Source organism: Pseudomonas sp. 7SR1, assembly GCF_900156465.1.
Classification (GTDB): Bacteria; Pseudomonadota; Gammaproteobacteria; order Pseudomonadales; family Pseudomonadaceae; genus Aquipseudomonas.
Genome location: NZ_LT707064.1, coordinates 3,278,268 through 3,294,127, shown reverse-complemented (window position 1 = coordinate 3,294,127; position 15,860 = coordinate 3,278,268). Strand labels below are relative to the sequence as shown.

Annotated in this window: 16 protein-coding genes, 4 tRNA genes and 1 pseudogene; 3 read left to right on the top strand and 18 right to left on the bottom strand. The window is 62.3% G+C overall.

The features are described from left to right. The first annotated feature begins 14 nt into the window (after positions 1-14). Positions 15-284, top strand: coding sequence for a DUF3613 domain-containing protein (locus BW992_RS15015; RefSeq protein WP_072393458.1), 270 nt, complete (start codon positions 15-17; stop codon positions 282-284). Between the two features lie 445 nt (positions 285-729). Here BW992_RS15015 and BW992_RS15010 read toward each other — a convergent pair whose 3' ends face one another. The 12 genes from BW992_RS15010 to BW992_RS14955 form a co-directional block, all read right to left on the bottom strand. Further along, positions 730-1,695, bottom strand: a complete 966-nt coding sequence (locus tag BW992_RS15010; RefSeq protein ID WP_076406482.1) for a type II secretion system F family protein — start codon at positions 1,693-1,695, stop codon at positions 730-732. A 27-nt stretch (positions 1,696-1,722) separates the two neighbouring features. After that, positions 1,723-2,709, bottom strand: coding sequence for a type II secretion system F family protein (locus BW992_RS15005; RefSeq protein ID WP_072393464.1), 987 nt, complete (start codon positions 2,707-2,709; stop codon positions 1,723-1,725). Continuing rightward, positions 2,706-4,148: a CpaF family protein gene (locus tag BW992_RS15000; RefSeq protein WP_072393467.1), complete on the bottom strand. Its 1,443-nt coding sequence runs from the start codon at positions 4,146-4,148 to the stop codon at positions 2,706-2,708. The genes BW992_RS15005 and BW992_RS15000 overlap by 4 nt, the downstream gene beginning before the upstream one ends. Positions 4,149-4,151: 3 nt before the next feature. Then, positions 4,152-5,372 (bottom strand): AAA family ATPase, encoded by a 1,221-nt coding sequence (locus BW992_RS14995; RefSeq protein ID WP_072393470.1) that lies wholly within the window; start codon positions 5,370-5,372, stop codon positions 4,152-4,154. Next, entirely contained in the window at positions 5,366-5,860 is a 495-nt protein-coding gene (locus tag BW992_RS14990) for a TadE family protein (protein ID WP_076407342.1), read from the bottom strand. Before BW992_RS14990 ends, BW992_RS14995 begins: the two co-directional genes overlap by 7 nt. An 11-nt stretch (positions 5,861-5,871) precedes the next feature. Continuing rightward, complete coding sequence (locus BW992_RS14985) at positions 5,872-6,351, bottom strand: TadE/TadG family type IV pilus assembly protein (protein ID WP_076406480.1); 480 nt, start codon at positions 6,349-6,351, stop codon at positions 5,872-5,874. Positions 6,352-6,359: 8 nt separating this feature from the next. Beyond that, on the bottom strand, positions 6,360-7,679 hold the full coding sequence (locus BW992_RS14980) for a TadE/TadG family type IV pilus assembly protein (RefSeq protein ID WP_072393476.1): 1,320 nt from the start codon (positions 7,677-7,679) through the stop codon (positions 6,360-6,362). A gap of 65 nt (positions 7,680-7,744) precedes the next feature. Beyond that, positions 7,745-8,563, bottom strand: coding sequence for a Flp pilus assembly protein CpaB (cpaB, locus tag BW992_RS14975; protein WP_076406479.1), 819 nt, complete (start codon positions 8,561-8,563; stop codon positions 7,745-7,747). A gap of 15 nt (positions 8,564-8,578) precedes the next feature. After that, positions 8,579-9,907 (bottom strand): AAA family ATPase, encoded by a 1,329-nt coding sequence (locus BW992_RS14970; protein WP_072393482.1) that lies wholly within the window; start codon positions 9,905-9,907, stop codon positions 8,579-8,581. A 2-nt stretch (positions 9,908-9,909) separates the two neighbouring features. Further along, on the bottom strand, positions 9,910-10,440 hold the full coding sequence (locus BW992_RS14965) for an A24 family peptidase (protein ID WP_072393485.1): 531 nt from the start codon (positions 10,438-10,440) through the stop codon (positions 9,910-9,912). Positions 10,441-10,466: 26 nt separating this feature from the next. Next, on the bottom strand, positions 10,467-10,661 hold the full coding sequence (locus BW992_RS14960) for a Flp family type IVb pilin (protein WP_072393488.1): 195 nt from the start codon (positions 10,659-10,661) through the stop codon (positions 10,467-10,469). Between the two features lie 142 nt (positions 10,662-10,803). Continuing rightward, on the bottom strand, positions 10,804-10,998 hold the full coding sequence (locus BW992_RS14955) for a Flp family type IVb pilin (protein ID WP_072393491.1): 195 nt from the start codon (positions 10,996-10,998) through the stop codon (positions 10,804-10,806). 276 nt (positions 10,999-11,274) lie between these two features. Here BW992_RS14955 and BW992_RS14950 point away from each other — a divergent pair, with 276 nt between their 5' ends. Beyond that, positions 11,275-12,144, top strand: coding sequence for a helix-turn-helix transcriptional regulator (locus BW992_RS14950; RefSeq protein WP_072459172.1), 870 nt, complete (start codon positions 11,275-11,277; stop codon positions 12,142-12,144). Positions 12,145-12,198: 54 nt separating this feature from the next. Here the strand turns inward: BW992_RS14950 and BW992_RS14945 are convergent. The 4 genes from BW992_RS14945 to BW992_RS14930 form a co-directional block, all read right to left on the bottom strand. Beyond that, positions 12,199-12,274 (bottom strand) — tRNA-Gly (locus BW992_RS14945). A gap of 3 nt (positions 12,275-12,277) precedes the next feature. After that, positions 12,278-12,353: transfer RNA gene (locus BW992_RS14940), tRNA-Glu, on the bottom strand. Positions 12,354-12,458: 105 nt separating this feature from the next. Then, a tRNA-Gly gene (locus BW992_RS14935) sits at positions 12,459-12,534 on the bottom strand. 2 nt (positions 12,535-12,536) lie between these two features. Next, positions 12,537-12,612 (bottom strand) — tRNA-Glu (locus BW992_RS14930). 370 nt (positions 12,613-12,982) lie between these two features. Here BW992_RS14930 and BW992_RS14925 point away from each other — a divergent pair. Next, positions 12,983-13,741, top strand: coding sequence for a hypothetical protein (locus BW992_RS14925; protein WP_072393500.1), 759 nt, complete (start codon positions 12,983-12,985; stop codon positions 13,739-13,741). A gap of 151 nt (positions 13,742-13,892) precedes the next feature. Here the strand turns inward: BW992_RS14925 and BW992_RS27545 are convergent, their stop codons facing one another. After that, positions 13,893-14,597, bottom strand: coding sequence for a methyl-accepting chemotaxis protein (locus BW992_RS27545; RefSeq protein ID WP_442961963.1), 705 nt, complete (start codon positions 14,595-14,597; stop codon positions 13,893-13,895). Positions 14,598-14,801: 204 nt separating this feature from the next. Next, positions 14,802-15,701: pseudogene (locus tag BW992_RS27540) on the bottom strand (methyl-accepting chemotaxis protein); the annotation flags it as partial. Positions 15,702-15,860 lie beyond the last annotated feature (159 nt).

The window sequence follows — 15,860 nt, the reverse complement described above, 5'->3', positions numbered from 1 at the left end:
GAGGAGTTCAAGAGATGAAAACCAAACAACTGTCGATCGTGTGCATGGCCTGCCTTTGCACCACCGCCTGGGCAATCGAGCCCGGTCCTTCTTCCGCCGCCCAACAAGGCACCGAGAGCTGGATGCAGCTACAGATTCGCGGAGTGGTTGCCTCCACCCACCTGCAAACCGCCTCGGCCACCGAACGCGAACTGGCCATGCAGCGCTGGCTCAATAGTTTCAACTATCCGATCCCGGAGTACTTCGACCAGGACTCGGGTGGAGAGATCACCAGCAGCAAATGAAATCCGGCAACAATACAGATCGCCCCGAGGCCCCACCGCCCTGGGGCTTTTTTATACCGTTGGCAAGGCTCGATTCCTTTGCCGGAGCTGGCTGATGCATCACGAAGCCAGCGCGTAGGACGCCAGACGACCCAACGGGGCACGCGCCCTCGTCACATTCAGAATCACACACCCTTGTGGCGCATCGCAGGGCTGCGCCCCGACAGCGGCACAACTCCACCCCGGCTGATGCAGCACGAAGGTGGACTCCAAGGCCTCCATGCGACCCGAAGAGCGCACGCATCCCGTCACAGGGTACTGAGGCGAGACTTAAGAATAGGCTGGAACAACCCTGGCGAGGGCGGTTGTGCCCCTGGGCCCAACCGCCGCAAACAACAAGGGCCGCGAGGCGGCCCGGAGGGGAGCAAGCTTTCTCGTCAGCGCGAGCCAACGTTCGCAGGCGCGGCTACATATTGCCGAAGGCCCTGAACACGCCAATCATGGCGGGCCCGATGGCGACCAGGAAGAAGCTTGGCCAGAGGCAGAAGATCAAAGGAAAGATCAGCTTGGTGCCGATCTTCGCCCCCATCTCCTCGGCGGCCTGGGTCCGCCGGTCGCGAAATTCATCGGCATAGATACGCAGGGTATCGGCCACGCTCGTGCCGAAACGGATGCTCTGCGCCAACAGGCTGACCAGGCCCTGGATGTCCTCCAGCCCGGTGCGCACGGCCAGTTGCCTGAGCGCCTCGGTGCTGGTGATGCCGGCACGGATCTGCGCATTGACCAGGGCCAGCTCTTCGGCCAGCTCGACCTGGCTGACCGACATTTCTTCCGCCACCCGTTCGATGGTGGTAGGCAGGGCCAGGCCCGATTCGACACACACCACCATCAAGTCCAACGCATCCGGAAATGCCGCACGCAACCGGCCTTGTCGCGCCTGCTTGCGCTTGCCGACATAGATCGCCGGCAGCAACCAGCCGACCCCCGCCACCACAGTCACGATCAGCAGCCCGACGATCACCGACACCTTGATCAGCGGCAGCAACACCAACGCGATACCGAGCAGCAGCAACGGCAGCATCAAGCGCACGGCCCAGTACATCTGCACCGCCGATGCGGACCGGTAACCGGCATGGGTCAGCAAGGTCTGGGTGGCGGATGCCTGGGCCTGGTCGGTCGAGGCAAAGCGCTGGCCTACCCGCTCCAGCAGCAGTTGCAGGTTACCGGGGGCCTGCTGTCCCGCCGACGTGCCGCCATAGCCGCGCTTGATCAAGGCCAGGCGTCTCTGCACCGGGTCCTGCAGGCCCAGCAGCAGCAAGAGCACAGCGACCACCGCCAGTACCGTACTGACACCGATCACGGCAATGAACAGCAGCCGTGCCACCTCCTCGCTTCCTGTAAACCGACTGAACAACCCGAGCAAAAAATCCATGACTGATACCTCGCGGCAGGACGGCGCTTAAACCTGGATCCGAATGATTTTTCGAATCCAGAAAATCCCGATCAACATGGCGCAGAACGCACCGATGATCAGCTTGTGGCCGATGGGGTCGTTGATCAGCACCGGCATATAGCTGGGGCTGGTGAGCACGATGGCGATCGCCAGCACGAAGGGGATCGCCACCAGCACCCAGGCCGACATCCGTCCTTCCGCCGAGAGGGTCCGGATCTTGCGGTGAAACCGGAATCGCCCACGGATCAGCCGGCTGAGGCGTTCCAGCACTTCGGTCAGGTTGCCGCCGGTCTCGCGGTGGATCAGGATCGAGGTCACCAGCATCATCACGGTCATGCTGGGCATGCGCTCCAGCAGGCCCAGCATGGCCCGGCGCACGTCGTTACCGTAGTTGATGTCGGAAAAGGTCATGCCGAACTCCTGGGCGACCGGGCCCTTGTGCTCATCGGCCACCAGGCGCAGGGTTTCGTTGAACGGATGACCGGCGCGCAACGCCCGGCACATGGCGTCCAGTGCATCCGGCAGGCCTTCCTCGAACGTGGCGAACCGCTTGCTGCGGTCGCGCATGATCTTGAGTACCGGCAACCAGAACAATCCCGACAACGCCAGCAGGGCCATCCACCACACCTGCGAAATCATCAGGACCACGGCCCCGCCTCCCATTCCCAGGGCCAGGCCCAGCAGCATCACCCGGTAGGCGCGATATTCGTGACCGGACTGCTCGATCAACTGGGTCAGGTTGGCCATCAATGGCAACTGCTCCAGGCTGGCTTCCAGGGGGGACAGGCGCGTCAGGTATTTCTGCCGCAACACCGTCTGCATGTTGGGCAGGTGATTGGCTTTTTCCAATACGTGCAAGCGTCCGCGAATGCGCTTGCGCATCTTGCCGGCCTCGCCGAACACCGGCACCACCACGCCCTGGGACAAGAGGAAGACCGCGATGAACACCATGCCCAGGAAAATCAGAATGAACTCAGCAGGGATATTGTTCATGACGAACGGGCCTCCATCCATTCAGGGCGGAACATGGTCAATGGCAACTCGATGCCGCGCTTGGCCAGCACGTCGCGAAAGGCCGGGATCATGCCGCTGGGTCGATACTCCCCGAGCACCTCGCCGTTTTCGCCGATACCCTGGCGCACGAAAGAGAAGATTTCGGTCATGGTGATGATCTCTCCTTCCATGCCGTTGATCTCCTGCATGCTCACCACGCGGCGCTTGCCGTCTTCTTGACGCTCCAGCTGGATCACCACATCGATGGCCGAGGCAATTTGTTGACGCATCGCCTTGATAGGAAAAGTCGCGCCAGTCATCGATACCATGTTCTCGATTCGTCCCAGGGCATCGCGGGCGGTGTTGGCGTGGATCGTGGTCAGGGAGCCATCGTGGCCGGTGTTCATGGCCGTCAGCATGTCCAGCGCCTCGGCGCCGCGCACTTCGCCGATGACGATGCGGTCCGGGCGCATCCGCAGGCTGTTGCGTACCAGTTCGCGCTGGCTCACCTCGCCGCGTCCCTCGATGTTCGAAGGCCGGGTTTCCAGACGGACCACGTGGGGCTGCTGCAGCTGCAGTTCGGCCGAGTCCTCGATGGTGACAATGCGTTCGTTATGCGGGATGAAGCTGGACAGCACGTTGAGCATGGTGGTCTTGCCGCTGCCGGTCCCGCCGGAAATCAGCACATTCAGGCGTCCGCGCACGATGGCCTTGAGCAACAGGGCAATGGCCGGGGTCATGCTGCCCACCTGGATCAGGCTGTCGGTGTTGAGAAGGTCCACGGCAAAGCGCCGGATCGACATGCTCGGACCGTCGATGGCCAGGGGCGGGATGATCGCGTTGACCCGCGAGCCGTCCTTGAGCCGGGCGTCCACCAGGGGCGACGACTCGTCGATACGCCGTCCCAGGCCGGAGACGATGCGGTCGATGATATTGAGCAGGTGCTGGTCGTCACGGAAGCGAACGTCAGTGCGTTGCAACTTGCCGAAGCGCTCGACATAGACCGAGGCATGCCCATTGACCAGGATGTCGGACACGCTATGGTCGGCCAGCAAGGGTTCCAGCGGCCCCAGGCCAAGCACCTCGTCGGTGATCTGCTTGATGATCAACTGGCGACCGGCGGAACTCACCGGCGCCGAATGCTCGTCCAGCAGGCGCTGGCAGATATCACGGATCTGCCGCGTCGCCTCGGCCTGCTCCAGGGCGTCGAGCAAGGACAGGTCCATGACCTTGAGCAACTGCTGGTAGATCCGTTCCCGCCATTCGGCTTCCACCGGGGAGACCTGGCTGCGGGTTTCATAGATGACATCCGGGACAGCCTGTTCCCAGGCCATCAGTTCATCGGTCGGGTCCGGCAGGCTGTCGCCGTTCTGGGCCGCCATCGAGGCACCGGGCTTGGCGGATTGTTTGCGCAAGCGGTTGCGGAAATCGCTGATCATGGGTCATCCCCCGAAAAAACGGTTGAAGGCACGTTTGAGCAGGCCTTTGTCTGCCGCCATCTGGTGACCGACCAGGTCTTCGGTCAAATCGCGCAGGGCCACGGTGATAGCCGCCCTCGGCGCATGCAGCCCCAACGGCACGCCAGTGTTCTGACTCTGGCTGACCAGGTTGAAGTCATTGGGTAATCTGGACAGGTTCGCGCAGCGCAAGGCCTCGCCGATATCCTTGAGGCTGATGGCGGCGGCTTTGTCGTAGCGGTTGACCACGATCTGCAACTGGTCCCCGCGCATGCCCAGGTCTTCGCGCAGGATCCGCACCAGGGCGCAGGCGTCGCGCAGGTGACTGACGCTCTGCTGCACCACCACGTAGACCCGGTCCACCTGTTCCAGCACCGCGCCGGTGAGGTGGTCGATCTGCCGCGGCAGGTCCACCACCACCCAGTCGTAGCTGGTACGGGCCAGTTGCAACAAGGCATCGAGCTGTTCGGGCTGGGCATCCTGGGGCAGGCACAATTCGCCGGCCCGGCCACCCAGGACATGAAGGGTCGGGCTGAAATGGCTGCAGAAGCCGCGCAACGCCATACCGTCCAGGTCATCGACCTGCTGCAGCACCTCCAGATGACTGTGGGACTGGGCCACATCGAGGTAGTGGGTCACGCTGCCGAATTGCAGGTCCATGTCCAGCAGCAGTGTGTTGCCGGCCCGCATGCTGAGCTGTTGGGCCAGATTGCAGGCCACCAGGGTCCCGCCGGAGCCGCCCTTGGCACTGATAACGGCCACCAGCTTGCCCTCGGCGCCATTGCCCAGGCGTACCTCCGCCACCAACCGATTCAAGGCTGCCACCAGTTCCGTCTCGGCGAACGGCTCGGGCAACACATCCCGTGCACCGGCCTGCATCGCCAGGCGCATGCCTTCCTGGTCGCCGAGCAAGCCACACACCAGCATCGGCGGGCGCTCATGGGCCGGACGTTGCAACAGTGCGGCCAATTCCTCGCGCCACAGATGGCTGACCCGCAACAGCAGCAGGTCGGGCATGCGGTCCAGCCCATAAAGGGGATCGACATGGCCGTTGCTCACCAGGCGCGTGCTCACCTCCAGGCTCGGCATACGCTGGCAGACGCATTGCAGGTCGCGCAAGGATGTGGCGTCGCGACTGCTGATCAGCAGCCGCAGCCCGGCTTTGCCGGTGGCGGACGAGAGCGGAGTTTCCCTGGTATTCAGCATGGTGTGATCTCCCCGGAATCGGAATGACGCCCAAGGCTTTCGCGTGGCAAGGTTGCCCGGAACGGGGGCAACGTAATGGGCACGCCCAAGCCGGGAATGAACAGATTGAAAACGTAGTTCTGCACGCTCAGGCGGACATAGCGGATGGCCCGGAAGCCACTGGCACTGACCGTGTCGGCGGGGTTCGCCACCACCGCGCCATTGGCGTCCAGATAGGTCAGCGCCAGGTTCGAGGTGGCCAGGCTGCTGATCAGTTGGCTGGTCCCGGCATCGGTCGCGGCATTGAAGATGGCCCGGCGCAGCACCACCGGATCGCTGATGTTGCACACCGCCGCCAGGCGCGCGCCCCGGCGTGCGGCTTCGTCCAGTGCATGGGCGACGAAGTACAGCCGGCCCATTTCCACCACGCCGAACAGCAGGATGAACACCAGCAGGCCAACGAAGGAAAACTCCACGATGTACGTGCCGCGCATGTGCTTCATGTTTATCTGCCTGTTCATCACAGCACCCTCATGACCGTTGTCGCGACCAGCGGTATGCCCAGCGGCATGGCGTTGCCAAAGAACGCCGGAATCGATCCGCTGCAGTTGCCTGCGCCAATCACCGGGCAGAAGGGGTAGGTAATGGTGACGCGCACGTGATCGCTGCCCACGACGGCGACTTCCACATGGGCCGTCGTCAAACCCGACACCACAGGGCTGCCGACCGCGTTGGGCACGCCGTACACCGCGACGTTCTTGGTCTGGGTCTGCAATGTACTGGTCAGGGCGACCCCTCCCAGGGTGGCGTTCCAGGCCTGGCTGGCGACGAAACGATCGGCTTCGCGGCTGGCCTGCAGCAGCACGTTGTACTGCAAGAGCATGCGGCCGAATTCGCCGAAGGCCAGCAGCAACAGCAGCAACAGCGGCAGCACCAGGGTGAACTCCACCAGCGCCACGCCTCGCTGGGCCTGGGGTGGATCGAACGGGGCAAGTCTCATGAAGCCTCCTACGAGTCGGTGCTCGGAGTGCCGCTGCCGTTGAGATAGGTCTTGTAGAGCTGGATGATCTGCGGGCCGACATCGGTGGATGGCGTAGGGCCCGGTACCCCGTCCCCTTCGCACTCCTGCACGAACTGGCCGAAGACCAGGGAGTCCGAGCCGCCGCCGTCCACCGGTTGCACGACGAAGTAGCAGCCAAAGCCCAGGACCGGAATCGAGGTGGAGCCGCCCTGCTTGCCGGTGCAGTTGCCGATCACGATCTTCAGCATCCGGCGCTCGAACACCCCGTTGCTTTCACAGCCACTGCCGCTGCCGGCCACACAGGCGGCGACCTGGGTTCGCCAGTCGTTATAGTCCTGGATCGCCTCGCCACCCGCCGTGAGATCGCCGTTGCTCGCGGTCACGGGTTGGTTCTTGTATTTCGCCTGGGCAAGCGCATCGTCATAGGTCATCGCCGGATTGCTCGACGAGGTCACCAGGTCCGGCGGATAGTCGGACGAACTGACGGGGCCGTTGTAGATGCCGAAGCGTGTATTCAAGCCCTGGGAGGTGGGACCGGCCTTGTTGCCGGGAGCGGTCTGGACGTTGTCGCCCACGCTGCGGCAGACCGAGCCTCCACCGGCCAGGTCTTCCCGGACCGCACTGCCGCCGGAGCCGAAATCCAGCAATTGGAAGTTGCCGGGACCGATGGGCGACGTATTGCCCGCCGCCGTCTTCAGCACCTCCAGGTCACCGAAGTGGTAACCCCAGAAATTGCCGGCGGAGGGGTCGTACTGGTTGGGATCGCCGCAGACCATCAGCGGTGCCAGGTCACAGGGCGAAGTCGGGCTGGGGCCCGCGGTAGCGATCGCCGCCACGGCCTTGCCGCCGAGACCGGCGCTGCCCATGGTCTGGACGAAACTCCAGAAGAACCCGTTCAATTGATAACTGGACACCGACACCCGTACATACTTGGCATCCGTCGGCCCCGGGTAAGAGAAAGGGCCATAGACACTGCTGGCCAACTCCACCACGGCGAATGCCCCCGGGTTACCGGCCACTGCGCTCGCCAGTTCGGCGTTACCCAAGGCATCGGCATTTTTCGTCAGGGTATCGAGGGCTGCGGCACGCGTCGTGCTGGCCATGTTCAGGCCGCCCACGACCTGGCTGAGGGTCTTGGCGCCGCTCAGCGCCGCGGCATCCACGGCATTCTGCAGGCGGGTCTTGTTGAGCAGCATGTGACCGCCATCCAGGGCCAATGCCGCCATCATGGAGATCGCCACCAAGGCGATCACCATCAGTACACTCACTGCCCCTCCCTGGCGCTGCCGAATATTGGAACTCATCATCACGCCCTCGCTGACTGCTTGAGGATCGTCATCGCCTGGGAGCCAGGCCGTTTCGTCCGCGCGAATCAGCGGACGTTGATCACGCTGCTTTCAACCCCTCGGATCACCGTGACCGCCCCGCCGTCCGGCGCCTTGGCGCGGCGTTGCACCACGGGCCTTGGTACCGGGGCAGCCGCCACCGCTATGACCGGCGCGGGAGCGGGTGGCGCGACGGCCGCGGCTTTTTTCTCCAGGTTCAGCGGATTTCGCAGGGCCAGTTGCAACTTGCCTTCGGTCTGTGCGGTAACCAGGGCCTCCGCCTCCGCGGCGGTCATCTCCAGCGTCACGGCCCGCACTACCACTGGCTGGGTCTTGTCGGTGCCCGCCGTCTGGTCGACCGCCAGCACCCGCAGGTTTTCCAGGATGGTCCGGGACACCGCGTTGTTGCTGCCGGCACTGGTGGTCTTGGTCGCCAGCACATCGACCCGGTTACCCGGCAACAGGAAGCCGCCCACGCCGACCACATCGTCCACCCGTACCGAAATGGCGCGCTTGTCCGGGGCGATCAGCGAGGCCAGGGTGCTGCCTCCCAGATGCTCGCTCAGGCGCGCCCCCCGCACGATGTCACCGCGCAGGATGTCGAACGTGGCGATCTTGCCCACGGCCTTTTCGCTGGAATCGAAAGCGTCTTCCGGAATCGTGTCCATGGGCATGCGCACGGTCGTGACCTGCTGGGCCTCGACCATCTGCCCGAACGGGATCTCCACCGTGGCGACCACCACGCTTCGAAGGTGATCGTCAGGCGTGGCATTGAGTCGTGCGCTCAGCCAGGAGTCGGCCATCCATGCGGCACCGAGGCCCATTACCAGGGAAACGCCTATCAGCGAAAGCGTACGAGAGCTCATGTCGGTATCTCCGAATCAAAGGAAGTCGAGCTGAACGAAATAGTTGTGCCACGCCCATTCCAGCTCCTGGGGCGCCAGCGGCCCGGAGCCGCCCAGGTAACGCTGGCGGTCCAGCGCCATGTTCAACAGATCACGTGGATGGCAAGGCACCAGGGGCATGCCTTCGCCCGCATAGAGCCGCTGCAGCACGTAGCGCACCAGCAACGGGTCGTAGGGAATGCCCAGGCGTTCGCATTCCTGGCGCCAGATGCGCTCGTATTCCTCAGGCTTGAGGTAGCCGAATTGCACCTTGTAGCCAATGCGCCGCAGGAAGGCCTCGTCGGCCAGTTCCAGGGGGTTGAGGTTGGTGGAAAACACCAGGATCAGGTCGAACGGCAGCTCACAGTGACGACCGCCGCCCAGGTTGATGAAGTCGCGCTTCTCTTCCATGGGCACGATCCAGCGGTTGAGCAGCTCGGCCGGCGCCATGCGCTGGCGGCCCATGTCGTCGATGATGAACAGGCCGTTACTGGCCTTGAGCTGCAACGCGGCCTGGTATTGGCGGGTGAACGGGTCGTAGCGCACATCCAGTTGCTCCATGCTCAACTCGCCGCCAGTGATCACGATGGGGCGCTTGCAGCACAGCAAACGGCGGTCGATGCCCTCGTTAAGCATCAGGTTGTTCGATTGGCTGTTGTCGTCCAGGCGCTGGTGGACCTGCGGGTCGTAGATTTCGATCACCGACTCGTTGATGACAATGGCGTGGGGAACCCAGATGGCCTCGGCGAACAGACGGATCAGGCGGCTACTGACATACGTCTTGCCGGTGCCCGCAGGGCCGTAGATCATGATGGCCCGACCGGAGTTCAGCGCTACACCCAACTGGTCGAGCATGCTTTGGGTCAACACGATCCCGGACAGGGCCCGTTGCATGTCGTTGGCGGTGATTCGGCCATGGTGAATGGTCTGGATCTTGATCAGCGACCGGTAAGTGCTCACCGGGAACGGGGCCGCACCGATGTAGCCACTGCGGGACAAGGCGTCACGGGCCGAGCTGCGACCGCGCTCGGTCAGGCCATAGCGCAGCCCCTGGACACTCGCCTGGCCGATCTGGCCAAGCACTTCGACACGCCCGTCCTTGCGCAGGAACGCGAGGACTTCCTCCAGTACCGCGCCGGTCAGCGCCAGGCGCTCCACCAGCCGCGGCATGTCCAGCACGCCGGCATCATGCAGATGCTTGCACACCAGTTCGCCCAGGAAGCTGTCGGACAGGCCGGTGTCGCGAATGGTGCAGGGCTGGGGTGCCAGGCGCTGTACCGCCTCCCGTTCGCTGGGGTAGGCATCACTATCGTTGATGACGTGCATGACTAGACTCCCCAGCCGTCGGCAACCAGCTGCCAATAGACGCTGTTCAAGGTGCCGATCAGGATGGCAATCGAATAAGGAAAAGGTTTGCCGGCCACTTCATCCGTCGTGGGCGCCAGGTAAGCCTGGGCTCTGAGGATCAGCCAGTAGCGGCCAAGGGTCTGGAGCAGTTGACCGCGGGCCAGGACAATCAGGAAACCGCACACCCCGCCTGCGATCAGGCTGAACAGCGCCGCCCACAACGCATAATGGAACGGCAGGAAACTGCCCACCATGGCCATCAACTTGACGTCTCCCGCCGCCATGCCGCCCACCGCATACATGGGCAGGAACAGCCCGAAGCAAATCAGCATGCCCAACAGGCTGTCACCCAGCCCGGCGATGCCAGCTGCATAGACCTGACCGGCCACTCCCAGGGCGAGCCCCAGCAGGACCAGCGTGTTGGGAATGCGGTGGCGAAGCAGATCGCTCACCACCGCCACACCCAGCAGTCCCACCAGCAGTACTGTCGATACCAGCAATTCCATGGACATGACGCGTCTCCCGGTTGCAGTGATCGTTAGCAGGCAACGTTGCCATTGACGGCCTGGCACAGGGCACGGATCTTGGTATCCACGGCGCCACCCAACAGGACGAACGCCGCGGCCACCGCGACCGTGATCAAGCCTCCCGCCACTGCGTACTCGACGATGGTCAAGCCGTCTTCATCTCTGGCGAACTTGCCGATCGAAGTTCTGATTGTGTGCAGAGTCATTTCATTTACCTCGTCTTCGGAAAGAAGCTGGGGTCGGGGGACAGCGCGAGATCCATTCGAATCAGTTGGTTGTACTCACTGCTAAAGAGTCGCAAGCGCTATTCCATGAAAGTTGCCGCGTCCCCTGCCGTAATGGTTACGATCAGCAGGCAACGTTGCCGTTGACGGCCTGGCACAGGGCACGGATCTTGGTATTCACGGCACCGCCCAGGAGAACGAAGGCAGCGGCCACCAGTACCGTGATCAACCCGCCGGCCACTGCGTATTCCACAATGGTCAGGCCGTCTTCATCTTTGGCGAACTTCACTACCGAAGCCTTGATTGTTTGAAGAGTCATTTCGCACACCTCATCGGGGTTGTTTTAAAGGCAGTACATTGCGAACTGCCTGATGCAACCCTAGTCAGGGGGGCGGGAGAGCCGTTAGGAGGATTTTGCACATCCCTAGGACTTTTTTGCGCAGGTTCGCGCAGAGGACATCACCCCGCGCCGCAGCCGACACTGAGGGGGGATGGAGATAAGGGATCGATTTCTTAGAAGAATTTATTCGGCGAGATGATGGCACATTGACGATACTTCCGGCTAAAGGGCAGGAAGAACCACCTGGACAGGCACATGACGTCGAATCTGACCGGAAAGCCAAAGTTGTTGTGGTTCGATCTGACCCATGATCGGTCCACGAATGAACTCATCACTCAGTTCGAGGAATCCTGCATCTGCACACTGGGCAAACATGCCATGTTGCCCGGCGCAGAGCAGGTGGACATGATCTGCATCCATTTCGACCGGCCGGACACCCCCGGCCTGAGGCGCCTGCTGGAGATCAAGCGCACGGTACCCGCCATCCCCATTACCATGTTCACGGTGCAGCATTCCGAAGAGCTGGCGGTCTGGGCGATGCGCTCCAGCGTCTGGGAATACATGGTGCTGCCCCTGTCGGCCACCGAAAGGAAACGCTACCTGGCGGCCCTGGTGCAATTATGCGAGCTGCGGCGCAACGCCCTTGGCCGGGGTAAAGCCTCGCAGATCGACCATGCCCCTACCCTGCCGGACAGCATCCGCCTGACGTCGGGGCATCAGAAGCACCAGGCCTTGAGCCATATCATGCTGTACATCGACCAGCACTTTCGCGACAGCATCGACCAACGGGACCTGGCCAAACGCTGCGGCATGACGACGTTTCGCTTCAGTCGCCTGTTCAAGGAAGCCAACGGGTTGGGCTTCACCGACTACGTGCTGAACAAACGCATGAGCTTCGCCAAGGAACTGCTGGACAACAGCGAGATGCCCATCACCAGCATTGGCTACGAAGCCGGTTTCAAGGACCCGTCCTACTTCGCCCGTGCCTTCAAGCAGTACGCTAGCTGCACACCCAGCGAATATCGCCTGGCTCGCCAGATGCGCGCGACGATCGTCATCCAGCCTTCGCCGGACGACGCCAGCGTGGAGGCGCTTGAGAACCTGGTCCATAGCCTGGAGGGTTGAGGTATTCTGCGGACATAAAAAAACGCCGCTCGATGAGCGGCGTTTTCTTGAATTTGGAGCGGGAAACGAGACTCGAACTCGCGACCCCGACCTTGGCAAGGTCGTGCTCTACCAACTGAGCTATTCCCGCAAATGGCGTCCCCTAGGGGACTCGAACCCCTGTTACCGCCGTGAAAGGGCGGTGTCCTAGGCCACTAGACGAAGGGGACACGCTGCCCGGAACACATGGTGTGTGTTCCAGTGCCCAGATCCTGACCCGAAGGTATCGGTTCTGGTTTCACTCAATCTTGCCTTGAAGCAAGACTGTTTAAAATTGGAGCGGGAAACGAGACTCGAACTCGCGACCCCGACCTTGGCAAGGTCGTGCTCTACCAACTGAGCTATTCCCGCATTGGCGTCCCCTAGGGGACTCGAACCCCTGTTACCGCCGTGAAAGGGCGGTGTCCTAGGCCACTAGACGAAGGGGACACACGTACAACATTCACTGCTTATGGCGCTTGGCTGAGTGCTTTACGCTGTAAGTGGCGCGCATTCTATGGATGGATTGGTAGGTCGTCAACCCCCACGTATAAATTTATTTAAATCAATGACTTCCCCCGGTTTGGAACGGATCCGCAGATTTTTCCCGTCCGGTCTCTGGCGCCTATATTCTGTCGTCCGCCAAGACGCTATAGTCGCGCTCGGCAAATAGTGGCAATGTGCATCTAGGCCGCTGCAAGCCCCACGAACAGTACGACGCCCGTCTAATGACGCCGCACGGGCCTATGCGCTTAAAAGCCAAGCCACTACACTGAAGTATGCGAACCCCATAAAAGAGGTCTTACCGGTGACACCACTCATGATCACCCTGCTCGTCGTAGCCGGGATCGCACTGTTGATCGCCATTGGCTACATGAATCATGTGGCGGAAAACAACAAGTTGGAAAAGGCCCGTACCAAGGTTGAACTCAACGACCGCCTGCGTCGCTGCGGCGAGCTGACCGAAACCTTCCCCGGCCAGCTGATGACACCGGCCCTGAAGCTGTTGATCACTCGCCTCGAGATCAATGTCTGCCAGCGCTTGCTGAATCTCGACAAGGGTAACGCCGCGGTCAAGGCTCGCCTGGACGAACTGAATGCATTGGCCGCTCAGGGCGAATCGATCCCGGTGAACAATCCTCCGGCACCGATCCAGACCGAAGCCAAGGCCAAGGACGTGCGCTTCCTGCTCGAGGCCTTGCATGGCCAGATCACCCGTGCCGCCCAGGACGGTTTCCTGCCGCCCAACGAAGCCAAGCGCTGGATTCGTGAGGTGCGCCATATCCTGGTCCTGCTGCACATCGAATTCTTCAACAACCTCGGTCAACAGGCCTTGCAGCAGGAACAACCCGGGCAGGCACGCCTGGCCTTCGAGCGCGGCGTGCAATACCTGCGCAAGCAGCAGGATCCCCAGGTCTACGCCGAACAGCTGGATTACCTGGAAAAACTCCTGGCCCGCGCCAACGCCATGGTCCTGGCCAGCACCCAGCCCGTCGAGGGCGAGGTCAACCAGTTGACCGAAGGGCTCAAGGAAGTCGAAGCGGAATCGGACTGGAAGAAAAAGAAAGTCTACGACTGAGGTCCCGACACCATCATCGAGGACAAGGGGGGCTCACCCTCTGCGGGGCTGCATGGCAGCCCCAGCCTTTTGCGATCCCGATGCGGTATCGATGACAGGGCACCTGGCAGCCCGACGGGAATATCCCTCTTGCCAGTATCCCCTCAGCGCATCACAACCTGAAATGCCCCACCATCCCCTTCAGCTCAACGCCCAACTGCGCCAGCTCGACGCTGGACGTCGCGTTGCCCTGCATCGCCAGGGAAGATTGATCGGCACTGGCGCGGATGCTGGTGACGCTGCGATTGATCTCCTCGGCGACGGAGCTCTGCTGCTCCGCCGCCGCGGCGATCTGCTGGTTCATCTGCTGTATCAGGGACACCGCCGCGGCAATGCTGCCCAGGGCGCTTTCGGTCTGTAGCGCATCGCTGACCGCCATCTTCACCAATTCGCCGCTGCTCTGGATCTGCTGTACGGAGGTCTGGGCAGCTGAACGCAACGCGCTGACCAGCCGCTCGATTTCCTCGGTGGACTGCTGCGTGCGCCGGGCCAGGGCCCGCACTTCATCGGCCACCACCGCGAAGCCCCTGCCCTGCTCGCCGGCCCGTGCCGCCTCGATGGCGGCATTGAGCGCCAGCAGGTTGGTCTGCTCGGCGACGCTCTTGATCACACTCAGTACGGTGCCGATGTTCTGGATTTCGGCGCTGAGGCTTTCGATGCTGGAGCTGGCCGATGTAGCCGAATCGGCCAACTGTTCAATGCGCACCATGCTCTGGCGCACCACCTGCTGGCCGCTTTCGACCTTGTCGTCGGCGGTCTGGGCCGCCTGGGCCGCTTCTTCGGCATTGCGTGCCACATCGTGCACGGTGGCGGTCATCTGGTTCATGGCCGTGGCGACCTGCTCGGTTTCCTCTTTCTGGCTGCTGACTTCCAGGTTGGTCTGTTCGGTCACGGCCGACAGGGACTGGGCAGAATTGGCCAACTGTTCGATACCGGCCTGCAAACCGCTGACGATACTGCTCAGGCCGGCCCCCATCTGCTGCATCGCAAGCATCAGTTGGCCGATCTCATCCCGGCGCGTCACCTCCACCGTGGCCCTCAGATCGCCCGATGCTATCTGCTGGGCCACGCGGATGACCGTGCGCAACGGTGCAACGATCAACCGGGTAATGATCCAGGCCGCAACCAGGCCCACCAGCAAGGCCAGGGCCGACGAACCGATGATCAACAGCGAGTTCTTCTTCAACTCCGCCTGCATGGCGCCGTCTTCGGCGCTATAGGCCTGGTTGACCCGTTCCACGACCTGGGCCGCGCGTTCGTGCAATTGTCGGTAGACAATCTTTTCCTTGGCCAGCAGGCCGGTGTAGTCGGCAAGCTGCTGTTTGAATCCGGCGATGTGCCCGGCCACTTCGTTGAGCACGGTCTGGTAACCTGCGTCCTTGACGGCGGTCTTGAGCGCCTCGGCCTGTTTCATGGCCTGCTCGGCCTGTTCGATGTCGCCTTGTGCCGCTTCTTCATTGCCCTTGCGGCTCTGGTCGAGACGGACCCGCGCTTCGTTCATGGCCTGCAGCATCAGGCGCGACACCTCGCTGACCTGGTTGGCCTGCTCGATGAATTCAGCGCCCTCCTTGCCTTCGGAGTCTTTCAGGTTATAGGCGCCGTCATCCGCCAGCCCCGCCTGCAGCACATCCAGGTTATTGGCAACGCTGGAGACCGACCAACTGGCCATTTCCAGCGCCAGCTCCTTGCTCTGGTTCAACTCGACAAATTCATCGAACGCCTTGCGATACGCCGACAGGGCCTGTTCGACGTCATTCATCACCGGCACGTTGGCCGTCGATTTCGCCTTGAGGTCGTTGGCCAGGACAATCAGCCCGTCGACGCCCTGGCGCAGGGCGTCGACCGTCTTGGGATCGGAGCGCAGGGCATATTCCTGCTCCAGCAGCCGGACCTTGAGCAGCTCGCTGTTAAGGGACGACATCTGCTTCAGATCACCGAAGCGCTGGCTGATGGTTTGCAGGGACCAGACACCGATGGCTGCCACCACAGCGGTGAGCAGCAGCACCAGGACAAACCCGATCCCCAATTTCTTCGCCATACCGAGGTTGGCAAAACGTCCTTGCACGGCCGAAATCATTGC

Excerpts from the sequence above, each read along its gene's own strand:
- BW992_RS15015 (WP_072393458.1), top strand. The coding sequence starts at position 15 with ATGAAAACCAAACAACTGTCGATCGTGTGCATGGCCTGCCTTTGCACC.
- BW992_RS15010 (WP_076406482.1), bottom strand. The coding sequence starts at position 1,695 with ATGGATTTTTTGCTCGGGTTGTTCAGTCGGTTTACAGGAAGCGAGGAG.
- BW992_RS15005 (WP_072393464.1), bottom strand. The coding sequence starts at position 2,709 with ATGAACAATATCCCTGCTGAGTTCATTCTGATTTTCCTGGGCATGGTG.
- BW992_RS15000 (WP_072393467.1), bottom strand. The coding sequence starts at position 4,148 with ATGATCAGCGATTTCCGCAACCGCTTGCGCAAACAATCCGCCAAGCCC.
- BW992_RS14995 (WP_072393470.1), bottom strand. The coding sequence starts at position 5,372 with ATGCTGAATACCAGGGAAACTCCGCTCTCGTCCGCCACCGGCAAAGCC.
- BW992_RS14985 (WP_076406480.1), bottom strand. The coding sequence starts at position 6,351 with ATGAGACTTGCCCCGTTCGATCCACCCCAGGCCCAGCGAGGCGTGGCG.
- BW992_RS14980 (WP_072393476.1), bottom strand. The coding sequence starts at position 7,679 with ATGATGAGTTCCAATATTCGGCAGCGCCAGGGAGGGGCAGTGAGTGTA.
- cpaB (WP_076406479.1), bottom strand. The coding sequence starts at position 8,563 with ATGAGCTCTCGTACGCTTTCGCTGATAGGCGTTTCCCTGGTAATGGGC.
- BW992_RS14970 (WP_072393482.1), bottom strand. The coding sequence starts at position 9,907 with ATGCACGTCATCAACGATAGTGATGCCTACCCCAGCGAACGGGAGGCG.
- BW992_RS14965 (WP_072393485.1), bottom strand. The coding sequence starts at position 10,440 with ATGTCCATGGAATTGCTGGTATCGACAGTACTGCTGGTGGGACTGCTG.
- BW992_RS14960 (WP_072393488.1), bottom strand. The coding sequence starts at position 10,661 with ATGACTCTGCACACAATCAGAACTTCGATCGGCAAGTTCGCCAGAGAT.
- BW992_RS14955 (WP_072393491.1), bottom strand. The coding sequence starts at position 10,998 with ATGACTCTTCAAACAATCAAGGCTTCGGTAGTGAAGTTCGCCAAAGAT.
- BW992_RS14950 (WP_072459172.1), top strand. The coding sequence starts at position 11,275 with ATGACGTCGAATCTGACCGGAAAGCCAAAGTTGTTGTGGTTCGATCTG.
- BW992_RS14925 (WP_072393500.1), top strand. The coding sequence starts at position 12,983 with ATGATCACCCTGCTCGTCGTAGCCGGGATCGCACTGTTGATCGCCATT.
- BW992_RS27545 (WP_442961963.1), bottom strand. The coding sequence starts at position 14,597 with ATGACCGCCACCGTGCACGATGTGGCACGCAATGCCGAAGAAGCGGCC.